Below are 25,058 nucleotides of genomic sequence, written 5' to 3'. Positions count from 1 at the left end.
ATAAAGAGGCTTTCTTTTTTAGGTTTTACTCATTTTTTGGATTTTTATAAAATCAATAGAAGCAAGTTGTATTTTACTTTAAACTTCTTAAGAATAAACGTAAATTTGCAGCCATTAAATTGAAAGATGATGCAATACAATCACCAAGAAATAGAAAAGAATTGGCAAAAATATTGGGCAGAAAACCAAACGTTTAAAGCCAGTAATGAAAGTGAAAAACCTAAATATTATGTGTTAGATATGTTTCCTTATCCTTCAGGCGCAGGTTTACATGTTGGGCATCCTTTAGGGTATATTGCAAGTGATATTTATGCACGTTACAAACGTCATAAAGGGTTTAATGTGTTGCATCCACAAGGGTATGATTCTTTTGGTTTGCCTGCAGAACAATATGCCATTCAAACTGGTCAGCATCCTGCAAAAACCACAGAAGAGAACATAAAAACGTATAGAAGACAATTAGATCAAATTGGTTTTTCTTTTGATTGGAGCAGAGAAGTACGTACTTCAAATCCTGAATATTATAAATGGACACAATGGATTTTTATTCAATTATTCAATTCTTGGTACAATAAAGATTCAGACAAAGCAGAAGACATTTCAACCTTAATTTCAATTTTTGAAAAAGAAGGAAATGCCACAGTAAATGCAGTTTGCGATGAAGATATCATTTCTTTTTCAGCAGAAGATTGGAGCGCTTTTTCATCAACCAAAAAAGAAGAAATTTTATTACAATATCGTTTAACTTTTTTGTCGGATACAGAAGTAAATTGGTGTCCTGCTCTAGGAACTGTTTTAGCCAATGACGAAATTGTAAACGGAGTTTCAGAACGTGGAGGACATCCTGTAGTCAGAAAAAAAATGACACAATGGTCTATGCGAATTTCTGCATACGCACAACGTTTGTTAGATGGTTTAAACACCATTGATTGGCCACAACCTTTAAAAGATTCGCAAACCAATTGGATTGGTAGAAGCCAAGGAGCCATGGTTTCTTTCCAAGTAGATGAACCAACAACCAACAACGAACAACCAAAAACTATAGAAGTTTTTACAACACGTCCTGACACCATTTTCGGAGTTTCATTTATGACACTTGCTCCAGAACATGAGCTTGTTTCAAAAATTACAACTGATGCTCAAAAAGCAGAAGTAGAAGCATATATAGAAGCTACTGCAAAACGTTCTGAAAGAGATAGAATGGCTGATGTAAAAACCATTTCTGGTGCCTTTACAGGTGCGTATGCAATTCATCCTTTTTCGGGTGAAAAGGTTCAAATTTGGATAGGAGATTACGTCTTAGCTTCTTATGGAACAGGAGCTGTAATGGCTGTGCCTTGTGGAGATCAACGTGATTATGATTTTGCAAAACATTTTAATATTCCTATTCCTAATATTTTTGAAAATGTAGATATTTCTGAGGCTGCACATGCAGATAAAGAAGGAACTGTAATTGCAAATTCAGACTTTTTATCAGGATTAAAATATAAGAAAGCTTTAAAGCTAGCCATTTACGAAATGGAAAAACGTGGCTTTGGTTATGGGAAAATAAATTACAGATTAAGAGATGCTGTGTTTAGCAGACAACGTTATTGGGGTGAGCCATTTCCTGTGTATTACAAAGACGGAATGCCGCAAATGATTGATGCAAAACATTTGCCAATTGTATTGCCAGAAGTGGAAAAATATTTACCTACTGAAGATGGAAAACCACCTTTAGGAAATGCAGAAGTTTGGGCTTGGGATGCAGAAACAAATGAAGTTGTTGCTAATGATTTGATTGATAATAAAACTGTTTTTCCTCTTGAGCTAAACACAATGCCTGGTTGGGCTGGTTCTTCTTGGTATTTTAACAGATATATGGATGCTACAAATTCAGAGGAATTTGCTAGCAAAGAAGCATTAGACTATTGGAAAGAAGTAGATTTATATATAGGTGGTTCAGAGCACGCAACAGGACATTTATTATACGCACGTTTTTGGCAAAAGTTTTTGTTCGATAAAGGAATTGTGCCTGTAGATGAGTTTGCTAAAAAACTAATTAACCAAGGTATGATTTTGGGGACGAGTGCTTTTGTGAAAAGAATCGCTTGGTCAATTGCAGGTGAGGAAGACTTCGATCAAAAGAAATTACCCAATGTATTTGTGTCAGAAGATATTTGTAATAAAATTTCAAATAAAGATGAAACAACTGTTAATAATGTAAAAAATAAATTACAATTTTTAATAGACAGTTTAGAATTAGGGAATCTAAAAGTTAAAAATTTTGATGATATAACAAATCAAAATTTCACATCTATTCATTCTGATGTATCATTCGTAAATTCATCAGACGAATTAGATATTGAAGCTTTCAAAAATTGGAGAGCAGAATTTAAAGATGCAGAATTTATAACAGAAGAAGATGGCACTTTTAAAGTTTCTAGAGAAGTAGAAAAAATGTCAAAATCCAAATACAATGTTGTAAATCCTGATGATATTGTTGCAGAATATGGAGCAGATGCTTTGCGTTTATTCGAAATGTTTTTAGGGCCTTTAGAACAAACCAAACCTTGGAAAACGTCCGGAATTTCGGGTGTTTCATCATTCTTAAAAAAACTTTGGAAATTGTATTTTAATGGAGATCAATTTGAGGTTTCAGAAGAAAATGCAACCAAAGATGAGCTAAAAACCTTACATAAAACCATCAAAAAAGTAGAAGAAGATATCGAAAATTTCTCTTTCAACACATCTGTTTCTACATTTATGATTGCTGTAAATGAGTTAACAGCTCAAAAATGCAATAAGCGCGAAATTTTAGAACCATTGTTGGTTTTATTATCACCTTATGCACCACATATTACAGAAGAATTATGGAGGTTATTAGGGCATACAGAAAGTATATCAACTGTGCCTTTTCCAGTTTTTGAACCAAAACATTTGGTAGAAAGTGCAAAAAACTACCCAATTTCTTTTAATGGTAAAATGCGTTTTACTTTAGAACTTCCTTTAGATTTATCTAAAGAAGAAATAGAAAAAACGGTAATGGATCACGAGAAAACACAAGCACAATTACAAGGTAGAACACCTAAAAAAATAATTGTTGTACCTGGTAAAATTGTAAATATTGTAGGTTAGTTGTAAGGGCTTACAGTTGTGAAAAATGATTTAGTTTAGCATTTAAATAACAAAAAGTGATAGATATTTTTGAGATTATTGGTTTAATAGCGGCATTTATTACAACGGCTTCCTTTTTACCTCAAGTTTATAAAACATATAAAACAAAGGATACTTCTGGGCTTTCTTTAACGATGTATATTACTTTTTTTGTAGGAGTTGTTTTGTGGCTAATTTATGGAATTCATATAAAAAGTTTACCAATGATTTTAGCAAATGCCATCACATCTTTATCAACACTTTATTTGGTGATTTTAATTTTAAAACACAAGAAATAAAATTTTTTAAAAAGTCATTATATTCGTTTATAATGGCTTTTTTATTTTAATATGAAAAGAAGAGTTCATAGGTTTACAAGAAAAACACATCGTTATTTAGGACTGTTTATTGGCATACAATTTCTTTTTTGGACAATTGGAGGTTTGTATTTCAGTTGGAATGATATGGATGATGTGCATGGAGAAACGTTATTAGATAAAACCGAGCATACTTTTAGTTTTACTTACAACGAACCTGTTAGAAAACTTTTGCAGTTTTTAGAAGAAACAGATGCTAAGCCCATTAAAAATATTGAGCCCATTATTGTAAATAAAGACAGTTTATTACGTGTAACAAGAAGTAATGATGTTGTCTTTTTAAATGTAAATAAGGACAAATACAAAGTTAGAAGTGCATTAACTAAAGAAGAAAGTATTGCCTTTGTAAAGAGCAGATTGTACAATTCTTTGTCTGTAAAAGAGACAAAATTTTTAACAGAAAAAGAGATTACAAAAACGCATGAATATAGAGGGAATCCTTTGCCTGTATTTGCAATTACCATAGAACACCAAACAAATACAACAGTTTATGTGCATCCAAAAACAGCAAGAATTACCAAAGTAAGAAATGATAATTGGCGTAAATTCGATTTTTTATGGATGCTCCATGTTATGGATTTCGAAACCAGAGATCATATAACCAATTGGGTGTTAAGAGCTTTTTCAGTTTTAGGTTTGTTAACCATTTTATCTGGTTTTTATTTATTTTTTATAAGCTCGCCAACACTTAAACAATGGCGAAAAAAAATTAAAAGTTAACTTTTATTACAAAGATTGATTTTTAATCTATAAAAAGTTACTTTTGGTAAAACTTATTTAAATTCTATGATTACTACTAGGCAAAATGGAAGTTTATATACCAATATTCAAAATAAAATTGCTACCATAGAATTTGGTCATCCTGCAAGTAATTCTTTTCCAAGTGAATTGTTAGAGAGGTTAACCAAAGAATTAAAAAAACTTGCTATAAATAATGATGTTGCTGTCATTATTTTAAAATCTGAAGGTGAAAAAGCCTTTTGTGCAGGAGCTTCATTTACAGAATTAGTTAACATTTCTAATCTTGAAGATGGTAAAAAGTTTTTTGCAGGTTTTGCCAATGTAATTAATGCCATGCGAACTTGTGGTAAGTTAACCATTGGTCGTATTCAAGGTAAAGTTGTAGGTGGTGGAGTAGGTTTAGCATCCGCTTGCGATTACGTTTTAGCAACAGAAGCAGCGTCAATAAAATTATCAGAATTAACCATTGGTATTGGCCCTTTTGTAATAGAGCCTGCTGTAACTAGAAAAATAGGGTTAGCAGCCACATCAGAATTAACTTTAGATGCCACAAGTTGGAAAAACGCTTATTGGGCAAAAGAGAAAGGTTTATATGCAAAGGTGTTCGAAAATATAAAAGAGTTAGATGATGAGGTTGATTTTCTGGCACAAAAATTAGCAAGTTATAACCCATCAGCTTTAGCTGAAATGAAAAAAGTATTGTGGCAAAATACCAATCACTGGGATGAGCTTTTATTAGAAAGAGCAAAAATTTCTGGAGAATTAGTTTTATCGGAATTCACAAAAAATGCATTGGCTAAATTTTCAAAAAAATAGCAAATGAAAATTGTATCTACAAACATAGCTGAGCGCAAAGAAATTACGTACAAAAACAAAAAAGTAATTACAGGTATTTATAAATTTCCTGTAGATGTTCCTATTTTTTTAGGTACTGAAGAGGTTAAGGGCGATGAAATTTCTGATAGAAAACATCATGGAGGTTTACAACAAGCAGTGTATGCATACTCTTTAAAACACTATGACTTTTGGAAACCTAAATATGCAGATTTACAATGGAATCTTGGTATGTTTGGCGAAAACTTAACCCTAGATGATTTAGATGAAACTAAAATTAAAACTGGCGATACTTTTAACGTAGGTGAAACAATTTTAGAGGCTACTGTAGAAAGAAACCCGTGTTATAAATTAGGTGTGCGTTTTAATGATATGAAAATTGTAAAACAATTTTGGAATACAACTTTTTGTGGTGTATATTTCAAAGTTGTAAAAACAGGGTTTGTAAAAGTTGGAGATACTTTTCAATTGATTAAAAGCAGTCCAGAAAACCCAACCATTGCAGATTTATTTATGAAAAAGAAAAAAGAAAAAGGTATTAAATGAAAATTAGAAAACGATATATTTTACTCATTTTACTGGCTTTCTTACCTTTTTATACATTATTTCATCCAGATGATTATTGTTTTGGAGATGTAGATTTGGTAATTATAGGTGGGTTTACCATTATTTTTATCATTACTTTTTTAGCAATATTTTTTTATAACCTATACAAAATAACAATAAAGAAAGAGTTATTTAATTTTAGGCCACTAATTATCGCAGCCGTTTTTGCAGTATTCTTAAATAGAGCTTTAGAATATCATGACAAAGCCATTTTTAAAGACAAGTTTCAAGTTTTTAATAGTATATCTAAAGAAAAAGCTTCATTAGAAATTGTTTTATATAATGATGAAACTTTCGAGTTAAAAACAATATACCCAACCTCATTTTGTATAGAAAAAGGAACTTATGAATACAAACAGGATTCACTATTTCTAAACAAGTTTAATCAAATTGATGGTAACATTATTTTTGGTGATGTTTACGTTTTTGATACTATTAAACAGAGATTAAATCCTATTTACACAGGTTTACCCAACTTTACTTTAAAGAGGTAATTTTAAGCTTTAGATTTTACTTATAAAAAAAATAAAAAAAAATATTATTTTTTAAAAAAGAATATAAATTAATTTTTATATTTGCGCGTGGTTTTTTAAAACCACACTTTTTCTTTTTCATAGCAATTTTCCCACTCAATCTTGAGTGGGTTTTTTTATGTCTTTGATTTACAAAAGCTTTTAAAAAATCATTGTAAATTCATAATTATCAAATATCTTTGCAAACGATTATTTGTAATATGAACTCAACAGCAATTTCAGAGACAACAACATCAATGCATGCACTTTTAACCGATTTAAAGCAGCTTATAAAAGTTGGTCTGTCTTTTAGTGTGGTTTTTTCATCTGTTGCAGGATATTTGTTAGCTGTAGATGTTATTAACTATACAACCTTAATTTTACTAGCAATTGGTGGTTTCTTTATGGTAGGTGCATCCAATACATTCAACCAAATTATCGAAAAAGACACAGATGCAATTATGCAACGTACCAAAAACAGACCTTTACCAACAGGTAGAATGTCTGTAAATTTTGCGTTAAGCATTGCCATTTTACTTACAATTTTAGGTTTGTCTATATTATATAGCATCAATCCAAAAACAGCGTTGTTTGGTGCAATTTCTATATTTATTTATACATCTGTGTATACACCATTAAAATCTGTAACTCCGTTAACGGTTTTTGTAGGCGCAATTCCTGGAGCCATTCCGTTTATGTTAGGTTGGGTTGCAGCTACAAATGAATTTGGTATAGAAGCAGGTTTTTTATTTATGATTCAATTTTTTTGGCAATTTCCTCACTTTTGGTCTATTGGATGGTTACAATTCGAAGAGTACAAAAAGGCAGGTTTTAATATGTTGCCAATGAATACAAAAGATAAAGGTGCTGTAAAGCAAATTATCTTTTATACAGCAATAATGATTTTAGTATCTATAGCACCAGTTTTAAAAGTATCTGGTAGTTTTTATATTTATCCAGCATCTGCAATTATAGTAGCTTTATTAGGTTGCTTAATGCTCTATTATGGAATAAAGCTGCACAAATCAGAACAAAATACAGATGCTAGAAAATTAATGCTTGCCAGTGTTTTATACATTACATTGGTACAAGTTGTTTATGTAGTTGATAAATTTTTACATTAAGAATGATAGGAGAACAAGCTTTAAAGCAAGAATACGTAGTAGCAAAAAAGAAATCAGCTAAACCTATGTTATGGGTTTCTATGATTAGTATGGTGATGTTTTTTGCAGGATTAACAAGTGCATATGTAATTAGTATGAAACGTGATGATTGGGTTTCTTTCGATTTGCCACAGGCGTTTTATGTAAGTACATTTTTAATTGTGGCAAGTAGTATTACCTTGTTTTTATCGCAAAGATTTTTAAAACAAAGCAAAAGACAATTGTCTTTAATAATGGTTGTTGCAACCTTAATTTTAGGTCTTGGTTTTATTTGGCAACAATATGTTGGCTTTAATCAACTAAAAAGTATTGGATTATTTTTTACAGGACCAGAAAGTACTGTATCAACATCATTTATAATTGGTATCACATTTATGCACGTTTTACACTTGATTGCAGGGGTAATTGTGCTTTTTGTTGTTATTTATAATCATTTTAAATACAAATACAAAACAGACGATATGCTTGGTTTTGAACTAGGTGCAATTTTCTGGCATTTTGTAGATATACTATGGATTTATCTATTTTTCTTTTTCTCTTTTATTAAGTGATGAAAAATAGCTATTTTTGGCAAAACGTTTAAGATTTTAATTAAATACTATTTATGGAAGCAAATATTGCTATACCTTCAGACGGAAAAAACACTTGGAGTGGTGGTGGAGTAAGACCATTTGGTGCAAGTTATGGTAAAATGATGATGTGGTTTTTTATCGTTTCTGATGCATTAACCTTTTCAGGATTTTTAGCGGCTTATGGTTTAACTCGTTTTAAATTTATTGACTCTTGGCCAATTGCGGATGAAGTTTTTACACACATCCCATTTATTCACGGAGAATTCCCAATGTATTATGTCGCTTTTATGACATTTGTACTAATTTTCTCTTCAGTAACTATGGTTTTGGCAGTAGATGCTGGTCATAAAATGCAAAAAAATAAAGTAGCTTGGTATATGTTTGCTACCATTATTGGAGGTTTAATATTTGTAGGTTCTCAAGCTTGGGAATGGAATACCTTTATTAAAGGTTCTTATGGAGCTGTAAAAACTACAGATGGTAAAGTTTTACAATTTGTAAAAGACGGCCATCAAATAGCATTATCAGACTTTGTAGTTGGTGATAGAATGGATCATAGAGAATCTAACACTAAAAAGAACGGATTATGGTTTCAGAGTGGAGAGCAAGTTTCTGAATATTCTGTTGCGCAAATTTTAGCTTCTTATAAAGCAGATCCTTCTGTACAAATTAGAAGCGAAAGAATTGATTTTGATAAAAAACAAAAGATAATTCTATCTAGAGAAAAAGGTTTGGCAGAATTATCTAAAGGTAAAATGGTATTAGAAGGAGCTAACTTAAAAGCCAATGAATATGGAAATACAATCTTTGCAGATTTCTTTTTCTTTATTACAGGTTTCCACGGTTTTCACGTATTTTCTGGTATTGTTTTAAATATCATAATTTTCTTTAATGTTATTCTTGGTACTTATGAAAAAAGAGGACATTACGAAATGGTAGAAAAAGTAGGTTTATATTGGCACTTTGTAGATTTAGTTTGGGTATTTGTATTCACATTCTTCTACTTAGTTTAATAAAAAAATAGCATTAAAATGGCACACGCACACGACGAATCTAATGTAAAAAGAATATGGATGGTATTTGGTTTACTATCTGTAGTTACTATTGTAGAGGTAGGTTTAGGTATTGTAAAACCAGATTTTTTACACTTAACTAGCTTTTTAGGTACAAGCCCTTTAAACTGGATATTTATTATTTTAACTTTGTTTAAAGCTTACTATATTACCTGGACTTTTATGCACATGGAAGGTGAAAAAAAATGGTTTAGACGTTCTGTAGTTTGGACGGCAGTTTTCTTAATCTGTTACTTAGTAACATTACTCTTAATAGAAGGAGATTACTTATACGAAACATTAGGGCCACTTGTAAAATGGTAATTAAAATATAAAGGTGGTTTTAACCACCTTTTTTTATGCTTACAAAAGTTGTTCATTTTTACCATAATTTCTGATATATGAAGTTTTTTACAAAAAAAAGAGTTGTATTATTTTTATTATTTATTTTTCCTCTAATTTGTTTTTTAATACTATCTACAGGAGAAAATAATTTTAAAAAATTACCTGTACTTACAGAAAATATAATTGATGTTTCTGAAATAGATGCTTCAAAATCAGTACAATTAAAAGATAACGTTACTATTATTTGTTTTTTGGGTGATGATCTTAATACGATAAAATCTGGCCTTTTTAATTTAAACGAAAAAGTTTACAAAAAGTTTACAGATTATAAAAAATTTCAGATTATTGGTATTTATCCTAAAGGAAAAGAAGAAGAAGTACAAAAGTTAAAAAAGGATATTGGCGCTTTTACAGATATGCAAAAATGGAGGTTTATTGCAAGTACTAAAGCAGAAATAGAAGCGTTTTATTCTAGTTTTGAATACAATGAACCTTTGGTAAATTTATCTTCTAGTAAGGCATTTTTAATAGATAAAGATGTAAATTTAAGAGGAAGATTAAATGATGAAGATGAAGTAGGAGGTAAGCTTTATGGATATAATATGAATTCTGTGGCTGTATTAAATGGTAAGTTAAAAGACGATGTTAATGTTTTGTATTACGAATATTATGCAGCCTTTAAAGAAAAAAATAAGAATAAAGCAGATAGAAAAGAAGTAGGGTTATGAAAAAAAAATATTCTTATGTAGGTGTCGCATTTATTGTATTATTATTTGGTATTTATACAGTACCAAAAGTTGTAGATCGTTTTAAAGATGCTGATTTAGTTAAGTTTGAAAAAGTACCTGAATTTGAATTTACAAACCAAGAAGGTAATACAATTACTAATGAAACTTATAAAGGTAAAGTGTATGTGGTAGAATTTTTCTTTTCTACTTGTCCTACAATATGTCCTTTAATGAATCAAAAAATGTTAACCTTACAAGATGCATTTTTTGGAAATCCAGAATTTGGAATTGCTTCAATTTCTATTACACCAGAAATAGATTCACCAGAAATATTAAAAGCTTATGCAAAAAACAATGGTATTACCCATAAAAATTGGCATTTGTTAACAGGTAAATCAGAAGATGTGGTTTATGCGTTATCTAACAAAGGTTTTAAATTGTATGCAGGTAAAGGAGATGCTGCACATGCAGGTTTTGAGCATTCTGGATTATTTGCTTTGGTAGATAAAGATGGATATATACGTTCTAGAAAAGACGAATTTGGAAATCCTATTATGTATTATAGAGCTTTAGAAGAACAAACTTTTCCAGATCAGATTAAAGAATTAAAAGAAGACATTAAACTATTATTAAATGAGTAACCTAGCGCAAGAAAAAAAATATAAAAAGATTATTACTGCTTTATCTATTATAATTCCTCTTGCAGTTGCTGCTTTATTTGGAGTTAATTTAAGGCAATTAGGTTTCGATGTAGAACCATTAACTTTTTTGCCGCCAATTTATGCAGCTATTAACGGTTTAACAGCTGTGCTTTTGGTAGCTGCAGTTATTGCTATTAAAAAAGGAAATAAAAAGTTACATGAGCAATTAAACTCAGTTGCAATTGCATGTTCTTTAGCTTTTTTATTGATGTATATTGCTTATCATATGACCTCAGATTCAACAACATTTGGTGGTGAAGGCATAATTAAATATGTCTATTATTTTATTTTAATCAGTCATATTGTTTTATCTGTAATTGTAATTCCTTTTGTATTAATCACTTATATGAAAGCAAAATTGGGGAAATTTACAGATCATAAAAAAATTGCGAAAAAAACTTTTCCAATTTGGTTATATGTTGCAGTAACTGGTGTAATAGTTTATCTAATGATTTCTCCATATTATGGTATGTAAAAAAGTGGTAGTTTTATTTTTGTTGTTGGTTTTGGTTACCAAAACTTCTTTTTCGCAATGTGCTATGTGTAAGGCTGTTGTAGAGAATGGAGATGTTTCTATAGCAGAAGGAGTAAATAATGGAATTTCATATTTAATGGTATTTCCATACATACTAATTGCGGCTTTATTTTACACTTTGTATAGATATAGAAAGCAAACTAAAAATTAACATTTCAATAAGAGTAAAATCTTGTAACATATTATACTTTTAATCGTCTTATAAGCATTAACAAAAGAAACAGTTCTTCTTTTGTGGTTAATAACACAATTAAATCAACCAAAAACAAACTCGTTTTGAAAACTAAACTTATTCTATTCGTAGCTTTTTTAACTTCTATAGCTACTTTTTCTCAAAAAAAATGGACTCTAAAAGAATGTGTTGATCAAGCACTAGAAAAAAACATTTCGATTCAGCAAAATAAACTAAGTTTAGAGTTAGCTAAAAAAGATGTAGAAATTGCCAAAGGAAATTTCTTGCCAAATTTAAGTGGTAGTTCTTCTGGTAGATTTGGTTTTGGTTCTATTATCGATAACATTAGTAATGCCAGAATATCTACAGATAACTTTAATGCTTCTTTCGATTTAAGTTCTAATGTTACAATTTTTAATGGTTTTAGAAATACAAATACCTTTAAACAAGCACAATTAGGAGTAGAATCTAGTATTTTAGATTTAAAGAAAATAGAAAATGATATTTCTCTATTTGTAGTTAATGGTTATTTAAATGTTTTATTTGCTAAAGAAAACTTAGCTGCTGCAAAAGTACAGTACGAAATAAGTAAAAAGCAAATTGAAGCTGCAGAAGCACGTTTTAAATCGGGTGTAATACCAAAAGGAGATTTATTAACAACACAATCTACAGCAGCTACAAATTTGCAAACTGTAATTGCTCAAGAAAACGCTTTAGATTTGGCTTTATTAAATTTAGCACAACTTTTACAAGAACCATCAGAAGGTTTTGATGTAATGCCAATTGATGTTGGTAGGCCTTCTGCTAATTTATTTTATAAAAACTCTTCTGTTATTTACGACAAATCTTTAGATCGTATGCCAGAAATTGAAAGAGCTAAATTAGCTATAGAAAATGCAGATCTTAACATAGAATTGGCTAAAGGTGCTTTTTTACCTTCTGCGGCTTTATTTGGAGGTATGGGTACAGGGTATAGTCATAGATTTAATGAGATTTTTACCAATGATTATTTCTTTAAACAATTGAATGATAATTTAGGTTACAATTTAGGAGTGTCTTTAAATGTGCCAATTTTTAATCGTTTTCAAACAAAAAATAGAGTAGCACAATCAGTAATATCAAAACAAATTTCTGAAACACAATTAGAGAGCGAAAAATTAAATTTAAAGCAAACCATAGAACAATCTTTTTTAGATGTTAAAACCGCTTTAAAAAGTTACGAAGCAGCTAAAATATCTCTAGAAGCGCAAGAAGAAGCTTTTAAAAATGCCCAAGAACGTTATAATTTTGGAGCAATGACACAATTCGATTTTGATCAAGTAAGAACGCGTTTGGTAAATGCACAAGCCACGTTAATAAGCTCTAAATACGATTATGTTTTTAAAACAAAAGTATTGCAATTTTATGCTGGTGATTTAGTTCTAGAATAACAATTTTAAAAATATAAAAGACAAACCTCACTAAATTTAGTGAGGTTTTCTTTTTGAACTATATTTGCATAAAAAATACATTTTGAGCATCATCCTTAACATAGAAACTGCCACAAAAAACTGTTCTGTAAGTATTGCTAAAAACGGAGAAATTTTAGCAATTAAAGAATTAAATAATGGCAATTATTCACATGCAGAAGTTTTACACCCATTTATTGTTGATGTATTAAAAGAAGCTAATATAAAAAGTGAAGCTATAGATGCAGTAGCTGTAAGTAAAGGGCCAGGTTCTTATACAGGATTAAGAATAGGTGTTTCTGCAGCTAAGGGTTTGTGTTTTGCTTTTGATAAACCTTTAATTGCTATAGATACGTTAACAGCATTATCTCATGCAATTACTATAGATAAAGGAACTATCATTCCTATGATTGACGCCAGAAGAATGGAAGTTTATGCAGCTGTTTTCAATCAAAATCATCAACAAGTTAGAGAAATTAAAGCAGAAATTATCGATGAAAATTCTTTTGCTGATTATTTAGAAAAGGATAAAGTTTATTTTTTAGGTGATGGTGCTAAGAAGTGTAAAACAATTATAAATCATAAAAATGCTGTTTTTGTTGATGATAAATTTCCATCAGCAAAACAAATGGCAACATTATCTTTTGATAAATACAAAAAAAGCGACATCGAAAATGTCGCTTATTTTGAGCCCTTTTATTTAAAAGATTTTGTAGTGATTCCCGAAAAGAAAAAGAAACCTACTTTTTAATTATTAATCTTCTGCTTTATTAATGTTTACTCTATGTGGATAAGGAATTTCTATTCCTGCGTTGTCTAATGCTATTTTTGCATTTTCTGTAATATCAAAATAAACATCCCAATAATCATCAGAAGTAGACCAAGGTCTTACAGCAAAGTTTACAGAACTATCAGCTAATTCAGAAACATTTACTGTAGGGGCTGGTTCTTTTAATACTTTTGGATGTGCTGTTAAAACATTCATTAAAACTTCTTTGGTTTTTTTAATATCAGCATCATAAGAAACGCCGATAACTAAGTCTACACGTCTTGTACCTTCTGTAGTATAGTTTACAATATTACCATTAGATAAGGCTCCATTTGGTATAATAATTTCTTTATTAGAAAGACCTTTTAACTTTGTTGTAAAGATTTCGATTTCTTTAACTACACCAATTTCTCCTTGAGTTTCTACTAAATCTCCAATTTTAAAAGGTTTAAAAATCATAATTAATACTCCACCAGCAAAATTAGCTAAAGAACCTTGCAAGGCTAAACCAACAGCTAAACCAGCAGCTGCAATTATAGCTGCAAATGAAGTAGTTTCTACTCCTAATTTAGAGATAACAACAATAAAAAGTAAAATCTTTAACGCCCAACCTGCTAAATTTCCTAAGAATTTTTGAAGTGTAACATCTACACCACCTTTACCCATTAATTTTCTTGCAGAACTAACAACAATCTTAATCGCAAATAAACCTACTATTAATATTACTAACGCTGTAAGTACTTTTGGTGCATATTCAACGAATATGTCTTGAAACTTTTCAATGTATTCTTCCATTTTTTTGTTTTTATATAGTTTTTGAATGGCTAAAATAAAGGTATTTTAGTAAATGTGGATGGTAATTTAAGACAACAGTAAAGATATAATCGTTGAAATGGCAGGAATAGACTGTATATAAAAAATTCGAATTTTCTTAGTTGAATAAGCTCCATAAATACCTGCAATAAAAACACAGTAAGAAAAGAATAAGGCAATATCAATTTTAGCTGCAATAACAGACCAAATTAAGCCTGCCGCTAAAAAACCATTATACAAACCTTGGTTAGCAGCCATAACTTTTGTGTCTTCAGCAAATTGCTTGTCTTTCAGTCCAAATGTTTTAATACCTTTTTTGGTTGTCCATAATACCATTTCTAAATAAACAATATAACAATGTATTAAAGCAACTAAGGCTATTAATATAATTTGGTAGTATTTCATTTTTTGATTTTTGCGTGAGTTCTTAATATACTAAATAACTCTAATTATGAAACATTTGTCTTTATTTTATTGTTAATCAACAGATAAATATATTATTTCGACCTCTAATGTTAAATAAATGTTACCAAAATGTGTCTAAAAGGTAAAATAATTGTATATTTGTAAATATAATGTTAACCCAAATATACAAATCATGAAAAAAATTATAACAATATGTTTGCTTTTTATGGCAGCGATAGGATTCTCTCAAGAAAATAAACCAACTTATGAAAAAGTAGGTGATTTAATAAAAGTTACTTATTATTTTGAAGATGGAGCCATTAAAACTCAAGGTTTTTTTAAGGATAAAAAATTAACTGGAGAATGGACCAGCTATAACAAAGAAGGTAAAAAGATTCAATTGGCTTACTATAATGAAGGTAAAAAAGTAGGTAAGTGGTTTATCTGGAATAATGAAAATCTTAAAGAAATTACTTACGAGAATAACTCAGTAGCGTATGTAAAAACATGGAAAACTGATTCTGAAGTTGCCTTTAATAATAAATAAGCTTACTTATGTTTCGTTCTTTATAACTCATTAGAATTTTAATTCTAATGAGTTTTTTTTATTTCTGTTGTTATTATGTTGCTAGGTTTTGGGGGTAATTCAAAGCCTTTTTGTATGCATTTAATGTAGTAGACCAAAATAACTTTGAAGGTTTTTTACATGTAATATAGTTAATCAAGAGTTATGCTTATAATGAAATAAGATGGCTTATTTCAACAATTCATTTAATAGTAATTAAGTTTACAAATAATATAAGTTTTGCTTAGCATTGTATTTAAAGCAAAAAAAACGTCTAGAACTATTCTAGACGTTTTTAATATTATGTGGTTTTTCTTTTTTACTCTACAATTAAAGTAAAAGGAATACTATATTTAACTCCTACTGGTTTACCTCTTTGTCTACCAGGTTTCATTTTAGGTAATTGATTCATTACACTAACAACTTCACTTTTAATTTTTGGGTGTGGTGCTCTTGCTTGAATGTCTACAATATCACCATTTCTATCAATTTTAAAAGCGATAAATACTCTCTTTCTTCCTGGCGTAAGACCTAATTCATTAGGTAAATCTGCATCAAATTTTCTAGAGAAGTGTTTTTGTACTTTTTGACTGAAACATTTCTTTAATTCAGCTTTACTTCCTTTACAACCAGGAAATACGGGTACATCTTCAATAATCATAAAACTAACGTCTTCGATTACTTCTTCTACTTCCTCTACTTCAACAATTTCTTCTACTTCTACAGCTTCAGTTTCATCTGTTTCTGTAGATTCGATTACTGTCTCTTCAATTTCCTTTTCGTCTTCAACAATCTCTATTTTTTCTGGTGTTGGTGGTGGTGGAGTTTTTGGTTTTACTGGCTCTACTCTTTCAGTAATAGGAATTTCTTCCTCCATTTCTGCATCCATTGTAACAACTTCTAAATCACCATAGACTTTGTCGTACGTTTTTTGTTCTATTGCTTGATAAGTAACAAATAAAGCTAACACAAGCCCAATTTGCATAAATATCTTGCTGAAATTTTCTAAATTCGATTTTGGATTTTTCTTAATTTCCATTCTTAAAGAGTTTATAATAGGTTGCTAATTTAATTAAATTATTGTTTTAAATACAAGTCTAAACGTTAATTAATGCGATTTTTTTTCAAAAAAAGATTAAAAATTATCAAAGCAATTAAAACACCTAGCGTATTTGCAAGAACATCGATTAAATCTCCAGTTCTGTACATTGTTAAATTACTTTGTAATATCTCAATAATTATGCCAAATAATATGCAAGAAATTACAATAATATATTTTTTATTGGGTTTTTTGTAAAAACTAAATAACCAAGCAGAAGCCAAAACAAAATAGGCAAAACTATGATAGGCTTTATCTATATTTTTTATTTCTACTCCAGTACCAGAAAGTTTTATAAGGCTTAAACACATTATTGCTATAGTAATTCCTATAGCAATAATAATAATGTTATCCAGCAATAATTTTTTTATATGCTTCAGCATCTAGTAGGTTTTCTATTTGTGAGCTATCTGAAATATCAATCTTAATCATCCAGCCCTTATCATAAGGATCTGTATTTACCAATTCTGGTTCGTCTTCTAAGGTTTCATTAAACTCAATAACTTCACCAGTTAAAGGCATAAATAAATCAGAAACTGTTTTTACTGCCTCTACAGAACCAAAAACTTCGCCCTCTGCTACAGTATCATCTAAAGTGTCTACATCTACATAAACAATATCTCCTAATTCTCCTTGAGCAAAATCTGTAATTCCTACAGTTGCAATGTTTTCCTCAATTTTAATCCACTCGTGGTCTTTTGTGTATTTTAATTCTGATGGAACGTTCATTTGTAATTTTATTTTATGAATTTGAATTTACTTTTATATTTTAATTTCCTCCTAGATTGTACACAATATTAATACCTCCATTTATAGCTTGCCTTGGAAAAGTAGTTGATATTGCATATCTAGATGTTTGATGATTGTAATAGAATGATGCTGTTAAATTACTACTCAATGTATAATCGGCTGTAAATTTAATAGAAAATAATCTTTGACCACCACTAATTTGATCATTATCTTCATCTACATATCTAATTTGTGTAATATTATCTCTTAAAGAAACATCGGCTCTTAAATTAATATCGCCTTTTAAGGTGGTTTTTTTACCTGTAAAACGTGTATTCATTTTTACATCTTTAAAAACATATCCTAAACCAACTATGTATTCTTTACCATCAATATCTGTTAAGGTACTATTGTTAAAATTCATGGTTAAGGTTCTGTCTCTTTTTATTTCTCCTCTAAAAGAAAACGAGTTTTTCATTTTCATGTCTACTTTTATTAATGGCGAAAATTCATCAACCAAAGTAGCACTTGCTATTAATTTTTGTGGTTCGTAATTACCAGCAACATTGGTTTCTGTAAAAGCAGTGTCATCACTATATTGTAAATTGTTGGTAAAACTAGAAATGGTATAAGATGATCTATATCCGTGAGAAACTACAAAAGAAGAAAAATTCTTTTTAAACCATTTCATTTTCATAAATCCATTATAACGTAAAGTCCAATTTGGTATAGGTATATTTCTAAATAAACCAGTTTTTACTTTATTTGGATTTTTACCAGAATAGGCAGCCATAAAAGCAGGTAATAAAACTTGCTGACTATTTTCGCCAAATCCTGAAGGGTCTACTGATGGATTTTCTGCTGAAAGTCTGCCAGCAATAATGCTTCTATAATCTTTCATGGTTTGAAACAATGTATTACCATCTGTAAATGCAGTAGAAAACATAGAATGACTTGTACTAAAATTACCAGTTTCGAAAGTATCAATATCGTAATCAATAGCACCTGTTGCAGTTCCGTTTTCGATAACATCTAATTGCTGAGAAAGATCTTTAGTTTCAATTTTATTACCTCTTACATCAATATTTAAATCTTTTATGGGTTGTACTGTAAAAGAGTAATCTAATTTGTTGTAATGTGTTCTACTGTAGGTTTTGTTGTAGTAAGCACTTTCATCAATATCTGTGGTATTTGGATCATCGGTTAAAGCTCTTGGGTTTACCAACCAACCATTTGTAAGTGCTTTGTTTCTAATGTCTACTTGACTACCAAAGGCAAATGCTGTCGGAGATCCTCCTAAAAAGCCAATACCTTCGTCATAACCTTGTAAATATTGTCCGTTATTTTCTGTGTAACTTATTTTTCCTTGCTTTACAGAAGTTAGCAAACCCCAAGTTGTTTTTAGAATTTTTTTACCAATAGGTAAATTTTTCTTTGGTTTTATTCTAGCTACATTTTTTCCTTTGGCATTTTTACGTTGGGTTTTTGTAAGCAATAGTTTTTCGAAACCAATGCTTCTGTAAAGTTTTTCGAAAGAAAAAGTAGTGTTTATATTATGAGTGTTTGCATTCTGAATTACATTACCAATTTGTTCTGCAATAGTTTCGTCTTGAGATGATACTTGCCAATCAAAATCTGCTGTATAAGCATAATCTGCTTTCATAAAACTTAAGAACGGAAACTTATCTAAAGGCAATTGGTAAGTACCATTTAATTTTTGATGATATTGGTTTGGTCTACCTGTATTAAAGAAATCATCAAAAATTTGCAATTCTTCTCCACTTCCAAAAGTGTCGTAAATGTAGTTGTTGGTTGCATTAAAGTTTAGTTGTAACGATTTTGTTAAATCGAAACCAATGGTATAATCCCAATCGAATAAAAATCGACGTTGTTTTAATTCTGGTTGTGCAGATAAACCTTCTACTAAATTTCTAGATTGTTGCTCATTATAATTTCGATTGATTCTAGAGTTAATGGCCAATGTAGTTGGTATAGGATTTATGTTTAAGTCTTTAATAAATTTCCAGTACTTGCTTTTAAATTTTTCAGAATTTTTAAAGAGTTCTATTGGCTTAGAATTAAAGTTAAAATTATAAGCAGCAGAAGCCATTACGTTTTCGTTAATGTACTTTTCTATATTATAATCTCTATGAAATTCTTTGTTATGCGAATAAGAAACCGCTAAATTTTCTACATCGTAAAATCTTGGTTTTTTACTAGAATTCGGATTTCTATTCTTTTTGACATTTATAAAACTGATGCTCGTTCTTTTGGTGTAATCTCTAGAAAATTCACTATTTGGGTTTTGTTCTATAGCATCTGCTAATTTTACATCTTGGTACTGAGGATCGTATTTTGGATCTATAAATGTTTCTCCAACACTATAACTCATTGGTATTTGAATTCCCCATTTTTTTGGAGTTAAAACTTTACCTAAACTAATAGATGTAGAAACATCATATGTTTTGGTTTCGTCTAAAGTACGTTGGCTAACTCTATCTTCTACATTACCAAAACCAACGGTTTCCATACTACCTGCTAAAGATACGTTTGCCACATCTGCAAAGTTAGCATCTGCATTAACAACTGCAGCCCAACCAGCATCGTTATCAAAACCAGAAGAACGTAATTCGTTAAACCAAATTTCACCAGATCTATTTATTAAACTTGTATTTTTTAATCCTAAAACAATAGTTCTTAATTGTGCTAAGGTTGGGTTACCTTTTACGGTTATTGTATAAGGTAAATCTTCTTGTTCTACAGATACATAAGGCTCGCTAATAGAAGCACCTATTGCATCTCTTTCTAATTTTACTTTACCTAAAGCTTCTAAAAATACATCTAAATTGTTTTCTTCTGGCCAAATGTCTAATTGACTATTACCACCAGAACTAACTGTTAAAGGAACTTCTAATTCGTAGTAATTTTCATCTAAATCTGTCCCTAACCTTACAATACCAGAAAAACCTTCATCGCCTTCTAAATGCATAAACATTTTAAGATTTTTAAAACGTCTTAAATCTACACTTATGTTTTTGTAAATGGCTCTTGTTTTATTTGGTTCTAAGTTAGTAACACTTAAAGTAACAGATTGTTCGTTTTGTAATTGTACAGAAGTAGAACCTTGTAAACGCTCACGTTCAATACCTGGAGGCTGAATGTAACTTCCATTATTTTGCTCTATACTTACTACACCAACCTCAAAATTTTCTAATTCTGTTTGGTCTAAATCTCTGTCAGGATCAATATCAGGATCTAATGTTCTTGTATAACGTCTCCAATCTCCACGAACCAAATCTAACTCACCAAAACGAATTACAACAGGCATTTTAAAATTGGTTAAATACATTCTTATAAAACGAATGCTATTAAAATCTGATATTCCGTTTACAGATGTTCCGTTTCTGATTGGTACTCTAAATTGGTACCATTTTGTTTCTTGAGTGTTTCCGTTTTCTAAGGTTACTGATGTTGTTTTTTCATCAACAATATAATTTCTACCTTCTTGTAACTCATTTCTATCCATAGAAATTTGATACTCGTAATAACTCTCAACAGTGTTCATGGTCTGGTCTTTGTTGATGTCTTCTACATCTGGATACGTTGTAGATGAAGTAGGATAGCTTTCTGCTGATTGATTTAAAGTAGGTGAGTTACCTTGGGTATTGTTAAAATCTTTATATCTACTAATGATGGAAGCATTTAATGCATCTAAATTAGAACCTCTAAAAAACTGAAAGTTATCTGCTGCAGGATCTGCTAAACTGCTGTAAATACCAATATTTGCAAGACTACTTTCTTCTAAATCATTTAAACCATCAAAACCAACATCTTGGTTGGTTCTTGCAGCATCGTCTTCGCTAAAGGCATAAATAATTGATGGATTTCTTGGCACGTCTCCCCAAATGGTTCTGTTTACATTAACAGTGTTTACTTTTGCACCATCTTCTGGCAAACCATTTTCGAACATTTTTCGATTATCTTTTACAATATCTTCGGATATGTTTCCTAAGTTAATGTATAAATCTCCAACCTGATTCGAAACATCATCAGGATTTACTCCTTGTGGTAAACCTTCTTCTTCTGTAATTGAATAATTTTGATAAGGATCCATAATCCAAAACTGAATGTACTCAACATTGGCTTGATCAAAATTATTGGTGTTTAAAGGGCGCATAATTCCACCCCAATTTTCTTCTGGTTTTAATAAAGTAACTTTGTTATTGGCAACATCTACACTAACTTCACTTGTATTTTGATTAAAGTTATAAGAACCTCTTTCTTGCGGAAAATAAGCTAAATCTAATGTTCTTATCAATGTGTTTTGGGTAATGTCAAATTGTTGATCAGGGAAAAGTTCGCTGTAGTTTATCTGTCTCGTTTCTGCTCTAGATTGCTCGTCTGCATTTATACTTGCTGGAGTATCACCTAAACCATAAAAAATTTGATCTATACTGTACCAAGCTAATTTCCCTCTTTTGTTGTTGTAATCTAAATCGCTACTATTACCATTAAACCTATCATTAGTTTCGTTTCTTGGTGTACTAGCTTCATACCAATCTAAAGCAGACAATAAGCTAATTGGTATTTGCGAAGCTTCAAAATCATCTATATAAGAAGTTGCAGCACCAGTAACATCTATTCCACTTGGTGTACCAGGTAATAAATAAGCCATATCTGCTCTAACAGATAAATTAGAAGGTACATCTGTATCTACAAAAGGCAGTTTGTTGGCTAACTTTGTAAAGTAAGGTACTTCTGTAGAATAATCGATGTTAACCCCAAACATTGTGTTGTTTATAGGTTCTGAGCCAAAATTTATTTTAGGTGTTAATGGTCTTTCATTTACATTTAAAACTGTGGCACCAACAATAAAATCATCAGAAAATTTATGTTCTACATCAACACCCATAAAGGTTTTTCTTTGTTGATTAAACACAGCATTGTTTTCTGTAGATACGCTTATTGGAGTTCCTGATGCTTCTAAACCCGGATCTAAAATTTGCACTCTTCCTAAAGAATAATCAACCACATAATCTACACCTTCTACCAACTGACGACCATTAGCAGTTACAGTTACAGATCCTCTAGGCACATTAAACGCGCCAATAGGAATTCCGCCAGCACTTTCCGATTTAAAATATCCTTTTAAAAAGTATTTGTCTTTATTTTGATAATTGTTTTTAATGTTGATTTTGGTATTTAAATACAATTCATTAAAAATAAATTTATCATCTAAAGAGTTGGTCAAATCTTTTGCTAATCCGCTTCCAAATGGTTCAGGATCAGGAAAAATTACATATCCGTTTTGAGATACAACTGTAACGCCTTCTACATAATCGAAATAACCATCTGCATTTCTATACTGACTTTGATCTAATTGATCTAAATCTAAAACTTGAATTAATGGAGTATTTGCTATATCTTGAGTAGCTGCATTTTGCAACACATTAGATGCAATACCAGTATCATCATCTCTATACTGAATTTCGAAACGAAAACCATCTTGTGATAATGGATAAGCCCCTAAAGCATAAACGTTTTTCATCATTAAACGCCAAGTAGGAAAAGATTCGGTTTCTCCTGTTGTAGCGTTTTCACGACTGGTTTGTAAAATTTCTGAACGCAATAATTTAACGGCTAAATTATCTGGTGCTTGTATACCATCGTTAGAAAATTCTCCAACTTTAAAAGATTTTTCTGAGCTTCCGTTTACAGAACCTGCAATTGTATACTCGTAAGCAACAGCCAAAACCTCGCCATCATTTAATCTTCTATTCAAAGAAATATAACCTAATTGAGAATTTAATGTATACTCGCTTGTACTTAATTTTCTGGCATTTTCTAGTAAAGAATAATCTGTACCAGAAGTCATATTAAAATTATTTCTTAAGGTGTTTTCTACATCAGACACATCTCTAATACCACTTAAAATTGCATCAGTATAAATATTATTGGCATTATTTTGTGGTAAAAATAATTGTTGCCCATTTGTGTTGATACTTACAGGACTTGTTGAGTTTGTAATATCACCTGAATCTGCAACTAAATTGCTGTAAAAATCATTGTTAGCATTTGGGTTGTCTGTTTCACCAAGATCGGCAATTGCCACAATACTTCTAAAATCTTCTGTTGTTGCATTTCTGTTGGTAATCCAAACTTCAATTCTAGTGATATTTACTTGACTGCTGATTAAAGGATATTGTTTTAGAGAATTGGCATAATTATCAATAAAAAATTGCGATAAGAAAAAGTGTCTGTCATTATCGTAATCTGTAGCTAATAACTCAAATTCTTCTATGGATGCACCAGCTTCTGCAACTACAGTTGTACTTTCTGAATTTTGTTGCGAAAAAACAGCTGTAACACTGGTATTACCAAATTGTAACTTGGTTTTAACACCAAATAAACTTTGTGCACCATTTATTAGCGAGTTTTTAATAGGCATTGCAATATTACCAGCTTCAATACCTTGAATTATATCATCTTCAGTAGGTGAATAATCAATTTTTACTAAGTTCTGAAAATCGAAAGTAGATTGTGTATCGTAATTGGCAGTAAATTCTAAACGCTCACCAACTTTTGCACGAATACTTGCATTTATTTGCTGATCGAAATCGAACGTAAAACTACTTCTATTTTCTTCGGATATTTGTGGGTTTTCTGTATTTTGATAAATAACACCTAGCTTTAAATTCAGATTACCAGTTGGAGTTACTTTTACAGTATTACCACCAAAAATAGATTCGAAAAACTTAGAATTTACATAATATTCTGGTAGTAAATCTTTTTGTGCAGCTGCAGCACCTTTTTTCTTACTATTTGTAGCACTTACTTTGTCTTTAAAATATTGCAACATGTCTCGTTTTAAACGATACTGAGCATATTCTTTTTGAGTTAAAAAAATAGGAGTTTTGGTATAATAATCTCCAATTTTTTCAATAATTACATATTTGTTTAAAGCTTTATCAAAAATAACTTCCTTTTTAGCCAAATCATCTAAAAAAAGGCCACCTTTTTGGGTGTTATTAAAGTCGTATCTTAGGTTTAAAGTGTCTTTTTTTACTTCTGATGAATCTTTACTTTGTGTAGTTTGCGCGTATACAGATAAATTTACAAAAAAAGTAAATAGTACAAATACAATTATTTTCTTTAATAATTTAATCAATTGACTATAAGTTTTTTAAAGCTAGTTTTATGATTTTTTCTACAGAAGCATCAGGATTTTCTTTTAAAACAGCGTTTACAACTTTATCAGATTGTTTTTTCTGAAAACCTAAAACTTCTAAAGCAGATAACGCTTCATCTTTGTTCGTATTGCTTGTTTCTACAGAAATTGCATCAATATCAAACGTTTTTAAAATTTTATCTTTTAAATCTACAATAACTCTTTGCGCAGTTTTTGCACCAATACCTTTTACAGATTGAATTAAATTTACGTTTTCTGATGCGATTGCATTTTGTATTTCTTCGGATGTCATAGAAGAACACATTGTTCTGGCAATACTTGGGCCTACACCAGAAACTGAAATTAATAGTTTAAAAACTTCTCTTTCAGTTTTGTTGATGAACCCGAAAAGTGTATGTGCATCTTCTCTAATAGATAAATGTGTATATAATATAACATTTTCGTCTGCAGGTAAACTAGAAAAAGTGTTTAAAGAAATGTGTAATAAATATCCAACACCATTACAATCTACAACAACTTCAGTTGGACTTTTTTCTACTAATCTTCCTCTAATTTGTGTAATCATAGT

Annotated in this window: 24 protein-coding genes; 17 read left to right on the top strand and 7 right to left on the bottom strand. The window is 30.2% G+C overall.

Annotated elements, in window-relative coordinates:
* The first annotated feature begins 129 nt into the window (after window positions 1–129).
* The 16 genes from ACWYN7_RS10790 (at window position 130) to tsaB (ending at window position 13,672) form a co-directional block, all read left to right on the top strand.
* Window positions 130–3,117, top strand: coding sequence for a leucine--tRNA ligase (locus ACWYN7_RS10790; protein ID WP_462859947.1), 2,988 nt, complete (start codon window positions 130–132; stop codon window positions 3,115–3,117).
* 56 nt (window positions 3,118–3,173) lie between these two features.
* Window positions 3,174–3,434, top strand: coding sequence for a SemiSWEET family sugar transporter (locus tag ACWYN7_RS10785; RefSeq protein ID WP_462859946.1), 261 nt, complete (start codon window positions 3,174–3,176; stop codon window positions 3,432–3,434).
* A 51-nt stretch (window positions 3,435–3,485) separates the two neighbouring features.
* Window positions 3,486–4,232: a hypothetical protein gene (locus tag ACWYN7_RS10780; protein ID WP_462859944.1), complete on the top strand. Its 747-nt coding sequence runs from the start codon at window positions 3,486–3,488 to the stop codon at window positions 4,230–4,232.
* A 66-nt stretch (window positions 4,233–4,298) separates the two neighbouring features.
* The gene (locus ACWYN7_RS10775; RefSeq protein ID WP_462859943.1) at window positions 4,299–5,069 is read left to right on the top strand and encodes an enoyl-CoA hydratase/isomerase family protein; all 771 of its coding nucleotides are present in this window, start codon (window positions 4,299–4,301) and stop codon (window positions 5,067–5,069) included.
* A gap of 3 nt (window positions 5,070–5,072) precedes the next feature.
* Window positions 5,073–5,633: an MOSC domain-containing protein gene (locus ACWYN7_RS10770; protein ID WP_462859942.1), complete on the top strand. Its 561-nt coding sequence runs from the start codon at window positions 5,073–5,075 to the stop codon at window positions 5,631–5,633.
* Complete coding sequence (locus ACWYN7_RS10765) at window positions 5,630–6,187, top strand: hypothetical protein (protein ID WP_462859941.1); 558 nt, start codon at window positions 5,630–5,632, stop codon at window positions 6,185–6,187. Before ACWYN7_RS10770 ends, ACWYN7_RS10765 begins: the two co-directional genes overlap by 4 nt.
* A 239-nt stretch (window positions 6,188–6,426) precedes the next feature.
* Window positions 6,427–7,329: a heme o synthase gene (cyoE, locus tag ACWYN7_RS10760; protein WP_462859940.1), complete on the top strand. Its 903-nt coding sequence runs from the start codon at window positions 6,427–6,429 to the stop codon at window positions 7,327–7,329.
* A 2-nt stretch (window positions 7,330–7,331) separates the two neighbouring features.
* A complete protein-coding gene (locus ACWYN7_RS10755; RefSeq protein ID WP_462859939.1) occupies window positions 7,332–7,919 on the top strand; it encodes a cytochrome c oxidase subunit 3 in 588 nt (195 codons plus the stop codon).
* A 53-nt stretch (window positions 7,920–7,972) separates the two neighbouring features.
* Window positions 7,973–8,953, top strand: coding sequence for a cytochrome c oxidase subunit 3 (locus tag ACWYN7_RS10750; protein ID WP_462859938.1), 981 nt, complete (start codon window positions 7,973–7,975; stop codon window positions 8,951–8,953).
* 18 nt (window positions 8,954–8,971) lie between these two features.
* Window positions 8,972–9,316 (top strand): cytochrome C oxidase subunit IV family protein, encoded by a 345-nt coding sequence (locus ACWYN7_RS10745; protein WP_462859937.1) that lies wholly within the window; start codon window positions 8,972–8,974, stop codon window positions 9,314–9,316.
* Between the two features lie 77 nt (window positions 9,317–9,393).
* A complete protein-coding gene (locus ACWYN7_RS10740) occupies window positions 9,394–10,065 on the top strand; it encodes a hypothetical protein (RefSeq protein ID WP_462859936.1) in 672 nt (223 codons plus the stop codon).
* Complete coding sequence (locus ACWYN7_RS10735) at window positions 10,062–10,706, top strand: SCO family protein (protein ID WP_462859935.1); 645 nt, start codon at window positions 10,062–10,064, stop codon at window positions 10,704–10,706. The genes ACWYN7_RS10740 and ACWYN7_RS10735 overlap by 4 nt, the downstream gene beginning before the upstream one ends.
* On the top strand, window positions 10,699–11,241 hold the full coding sequence (locus tag ACWYN7_RS10730; RefSeq protein WP_462859934.1) for a DUF420 domain-containing protein: 543 nt from the start codon (window positions 10,699–10,701) through the stop codon (window positions 11,239–11,241). The genes ACWYN7_RS10735 and ACWYN7_RS10730 overlap by 8 nt, the downstream gene beginning before the upstream one ends.
* Window positions 11,231–11,452, top strand: a complete 222-nt coding sequence (locus tag ACWYN7_RS10725; RefSeq protein WP_462859933.1) for a hypothetical protein — start codon at window positions 11,231–11,233, stop codon at window positions 11,450–11,452. The genes ACWYN7_RS10730 and ACWYN7_RS10725 overlap by 11 nt, the downstream gene beginning before the upstream one ends.
* Window positions 11,453–11,577: 125 nt before the next feature.
* Window positions 11,578–12,903: a TolC family protein gene (locus ACWYN7_RS10720; RefSeq protein WP_462859932.1), complete on the top strand. Its 1,326-nt coding sequence runs from the start codon at window positions 11,578–11,580 to the stop codon at window positions 12,901–12,903.
* A gap of 82 nt (window positions 12,904–12,985) precedes the next feature.
* Window positions 12,986–13,672, top strand: a complete 687-nt coding sequence (tsaB, locus tag ACWYN7_RS10715; RefSeq protein ID WP_462859931.1) for a tRNA (adenosine(37)-N6)-threonylcarbamoyltransferase complex dimerization subunit type 1 TsaB — start codon at window positions 12,986–12,988, stop codon at window positions 13,670–13,672.
* A gap of 3 nt (window positions 13,673–13,675) precedes the next feature.
* Here tsaB and ACWYN7_RS10710 read toward each other — a convergent pair whose 3' ends face one another.
* Together ACWYN7_RS10710 and ACWYN7_RS10705 are read right to left on the bottom strand one after the other, a co-directional pair.
* Window positions 13,676–14,485: a mechanosensitive ion channel family protein gene (locus ACWYN7_RS10710; RefSeq protein WP_462859930.1), complete on the bottom strand. Its 810-nt coding sequence runs from the start codon at window positions 14,483–14,485 to the stop codon at window positions 13,676–13,678.
* 66 nt (window positions 14,486–14,551) lie between these two features.
* Complete coding sequence (locus ACWYN7_RS10705) at window positions 14,552–14,908, bottom strand: DUF1304 domain-containing protein (RefSeq protein WP_462859929.1); 357 nt, start codon at window positions 14,906–14,908, stop codon at window positions 14,552–14,554.
* 193 nt (window positions 14,909–15,101) lie between these two features.
* Here ACWYN7_RS10705 and ACWYN7_RS10700 point away from each other — a divergent pair, with 193 nt between their 5' ends.
* Window positions 15,102–15,455, top strand: a complete 354-nt coding sequence (locus ACWYN7_RS10700; RefSeq protein WP_462859928.1) for a toxin-antitoxin system YwqK family antitoxin — start codon at window positions 15,102–15,104, stop codon at window positions 15,453–15,455.
* A gap of 337 nt (window positions 15,456–15,792) precedes the next feature.
* Here ACWYN7_RS10700 and ACWYN7_RS10695 read toward each other — a convergent pair whose 3' ends face one another.
* The 5 genes from ACWYN7_RS10695 to ruvA all read right to left on the bottom strand — a co-directional run bounded on the left by ACWYN7_RS10695 (window position 15,793) and on the right by ruvA (window position 25,055).
* Window positions 15,793–16,512 carry an energy transducer TonB gene (locus ACWYN7_RS10695; RefSeq protein WP_462859927.1) on the bottom strand — a complete coding sequence of 240 codons (720 nt, stop codon included), beginning with the start codon at window positions 16,510–16,512 and terminating at the stop codon, window positions 15,793–15,795.
* A gap of 65 nt (window positions 16,513–16,577) precedes the next feature.
* Window positions 16,578–16,931, bottom strand: a complete 354-nt coding sequence (locus tag ACWYN7_RS10690) for a VanZ family protein (RefSeq protein ID WP_462859926.1) — start codon at window positions 16,929–16,931, stop codon at window positions 16,578–16,580.
* The gene (gene gcvH / locus ACWYN7_RS10685; protein ID WP_462859925.1) at window positions 16,921–17,301 is read right to left on the bottom strand and encodes a glycine cleavage system protein GcvH; all 381 of its coding nucleotides are present in this window, start codon (window positions 17,299–17,301) and stop codon (window positions 16,921–16,923) included. Before gcvH ends, ACWYN7_RS10690 begins: the two co-directional genes overlap by 11 nt.
* Before the next feature lie 40 nt (window positions 17,302–17,341).
* Window positions 17,342–24,469: a T9SS outer membrane translocon Sov/SprA gene (gene sov / locus ACWYN7_RS10680; RefSeq protein WP_462859924.1), complete on the bottom strand. Its 7,128-nt coding sequence runs from the start codon at window positions 24,467–24,469 to the stop codon at window positions 17,342–17,344.
* Between the two features lie 4 nt (window positions 24,470–24,473).
* A complete protein-coding gene (gene ruvA / locus ACWYN7_RS10675; protein ID WP_462859923.1) occupies window positions 24,474–25,055 on the bottom strand; it encodes a Holliday junction branch migration protein RuvA in 582 nt (193 codons plus the stop codon).
* Window positions 25,056–25,058 lie beyond the last annotated feature (3 nt).

It is taken from the genome of Polaribacter sp. M10 (assembly GCF_054968445.1).
Note: the sequence above shows the minus strand (reverse complement) of the source record. Positions and strands in the feature narration are given on the sequence as shown.

Coding starts and splice junctions, on each gene's coding strand:
- ACWYN7_RS10725 (WP_462859933.1), top strand. CDS start 11,231: ATGGTATGTAAAAAAGTGGTAGTTTTATTTTTGTTGTTGGTTTTGGTT.
- gcvH (WP_462859925.1), bottom strand. CDS start 17,301: ATGAACGTTCCATCAGAATTAAAATACACAAAAGACCACGAGTGGATT.
- ACWYN7_RS10745 (WP_462859937.1), top strand. CDS start 8,972: ATGGCACACGCACACGACGAATCTAATGTAAAAAGAATATGGATGGTA.
- ACWYN7_RS10770 (WP_462859942.1), top strand. CDS start 5,073: ATGAAAATTGTATCTACAAACATAGCTGAGCGCAAAGAAATTACGTAC.
- ACWYN7_RS10705 (WP_462859929.1), bottom strand. CDS start 14,908: ATGAAATACTACCAAATTATATTAATAGCCTTAGTTGCTTTAATACAT.
- ACWYN7_RS10755 (WP_462859939.1), top strand. CDS start 7,332: ATGATAGGAGAACAAGCTTTAAAGCAAGAATACGTAGTAGCAAAAAAG.
- ACWYN7_RS10765 (WP_462859941.1), top strand. CDS start 5,630: ATGAAAATTAGAAAACGATATATTTTACTCATTTTACTGGCTTTCTTA.
- ACWYN7_RS10730 (WP_462859934.1), top strand. CDS start 10,699: ATGAGTAACCTAGCGCAAGAAAAAAAATATAAAAAGATTATTACTGCT.
- ACWYN7_RS10775 (WP_462859943.1), top strand. CDS start 4,299: ATGATTACTACTAGGCAAAATGGAAGTTTATATACCAATATTCAAAAT.
- ACWYN7_RS10735 (WP_462859935.1), top strand. CDS start 10,062: ATGAAAAAAAAATATTCTTATGTAGGTGTCGCATTTATTGTATTATTA.
- ACWYN7_RS10740 (WP_462859936.1), top strand. CDS start 9,394: ATGAAGTTTTTTACAAAAAAAAGAGTTGTATTATTTTTATTATTTATT.
- ACWYN7_RS10710 (WP_462859930.1), bottom strand. CDS start 14,485: ATGGAAGAATACATTGAAAAGTTTCAAGACATATTCGTTGAATATGCA.
- cyoE (WP_462859940.1), top strand. CDS start 6,427: ATGAACTCAACAGCAATTTCAGAGACAACAACATCAATGCATGCACTT.
- ACWYN7_RS10700 (WP_462859928.1), top strand. CDS start 15,102: ATGAAAAAAATTATAACAATATGTTTGCTTTTTATGGCAGCGATAGGA.
- ACWYN7_RS10695 (WP_462859927.1), bottom strand. CDS start 16,512: ATGGAAATTAAGAAAAATCCAAAATCGAATTTAGAAAATTTCAGCAAG.
- ruvA (WP_462859923.1), bottom strand. CDS start 25,055: ATGATTACACAAATTAGAGGAAGATTAGTAGAAAAAAGTCCAACTGAA.
- ACWYN7_RS10780 (WP_462859944.1), top strand. CDS start 3,486: ATGAAAAGAAGAGTTCATAGGTTTACAAGAAAAACACATCGTTATTTA.
- ACWYN7_RS10750 (WP_462859938.1), top strand. CDS start 7,973: ATGGAAGCAAATATTGCTATACCTTCAGACGGAAAAAACACTTGGAGT.
- ACWYN7_RS10790 (WP_462859947.1), top strand. CDS start 130: ATGCAATACAATCACCAAGAAATAGAAAAGAATTGGCAAAAATATTGG.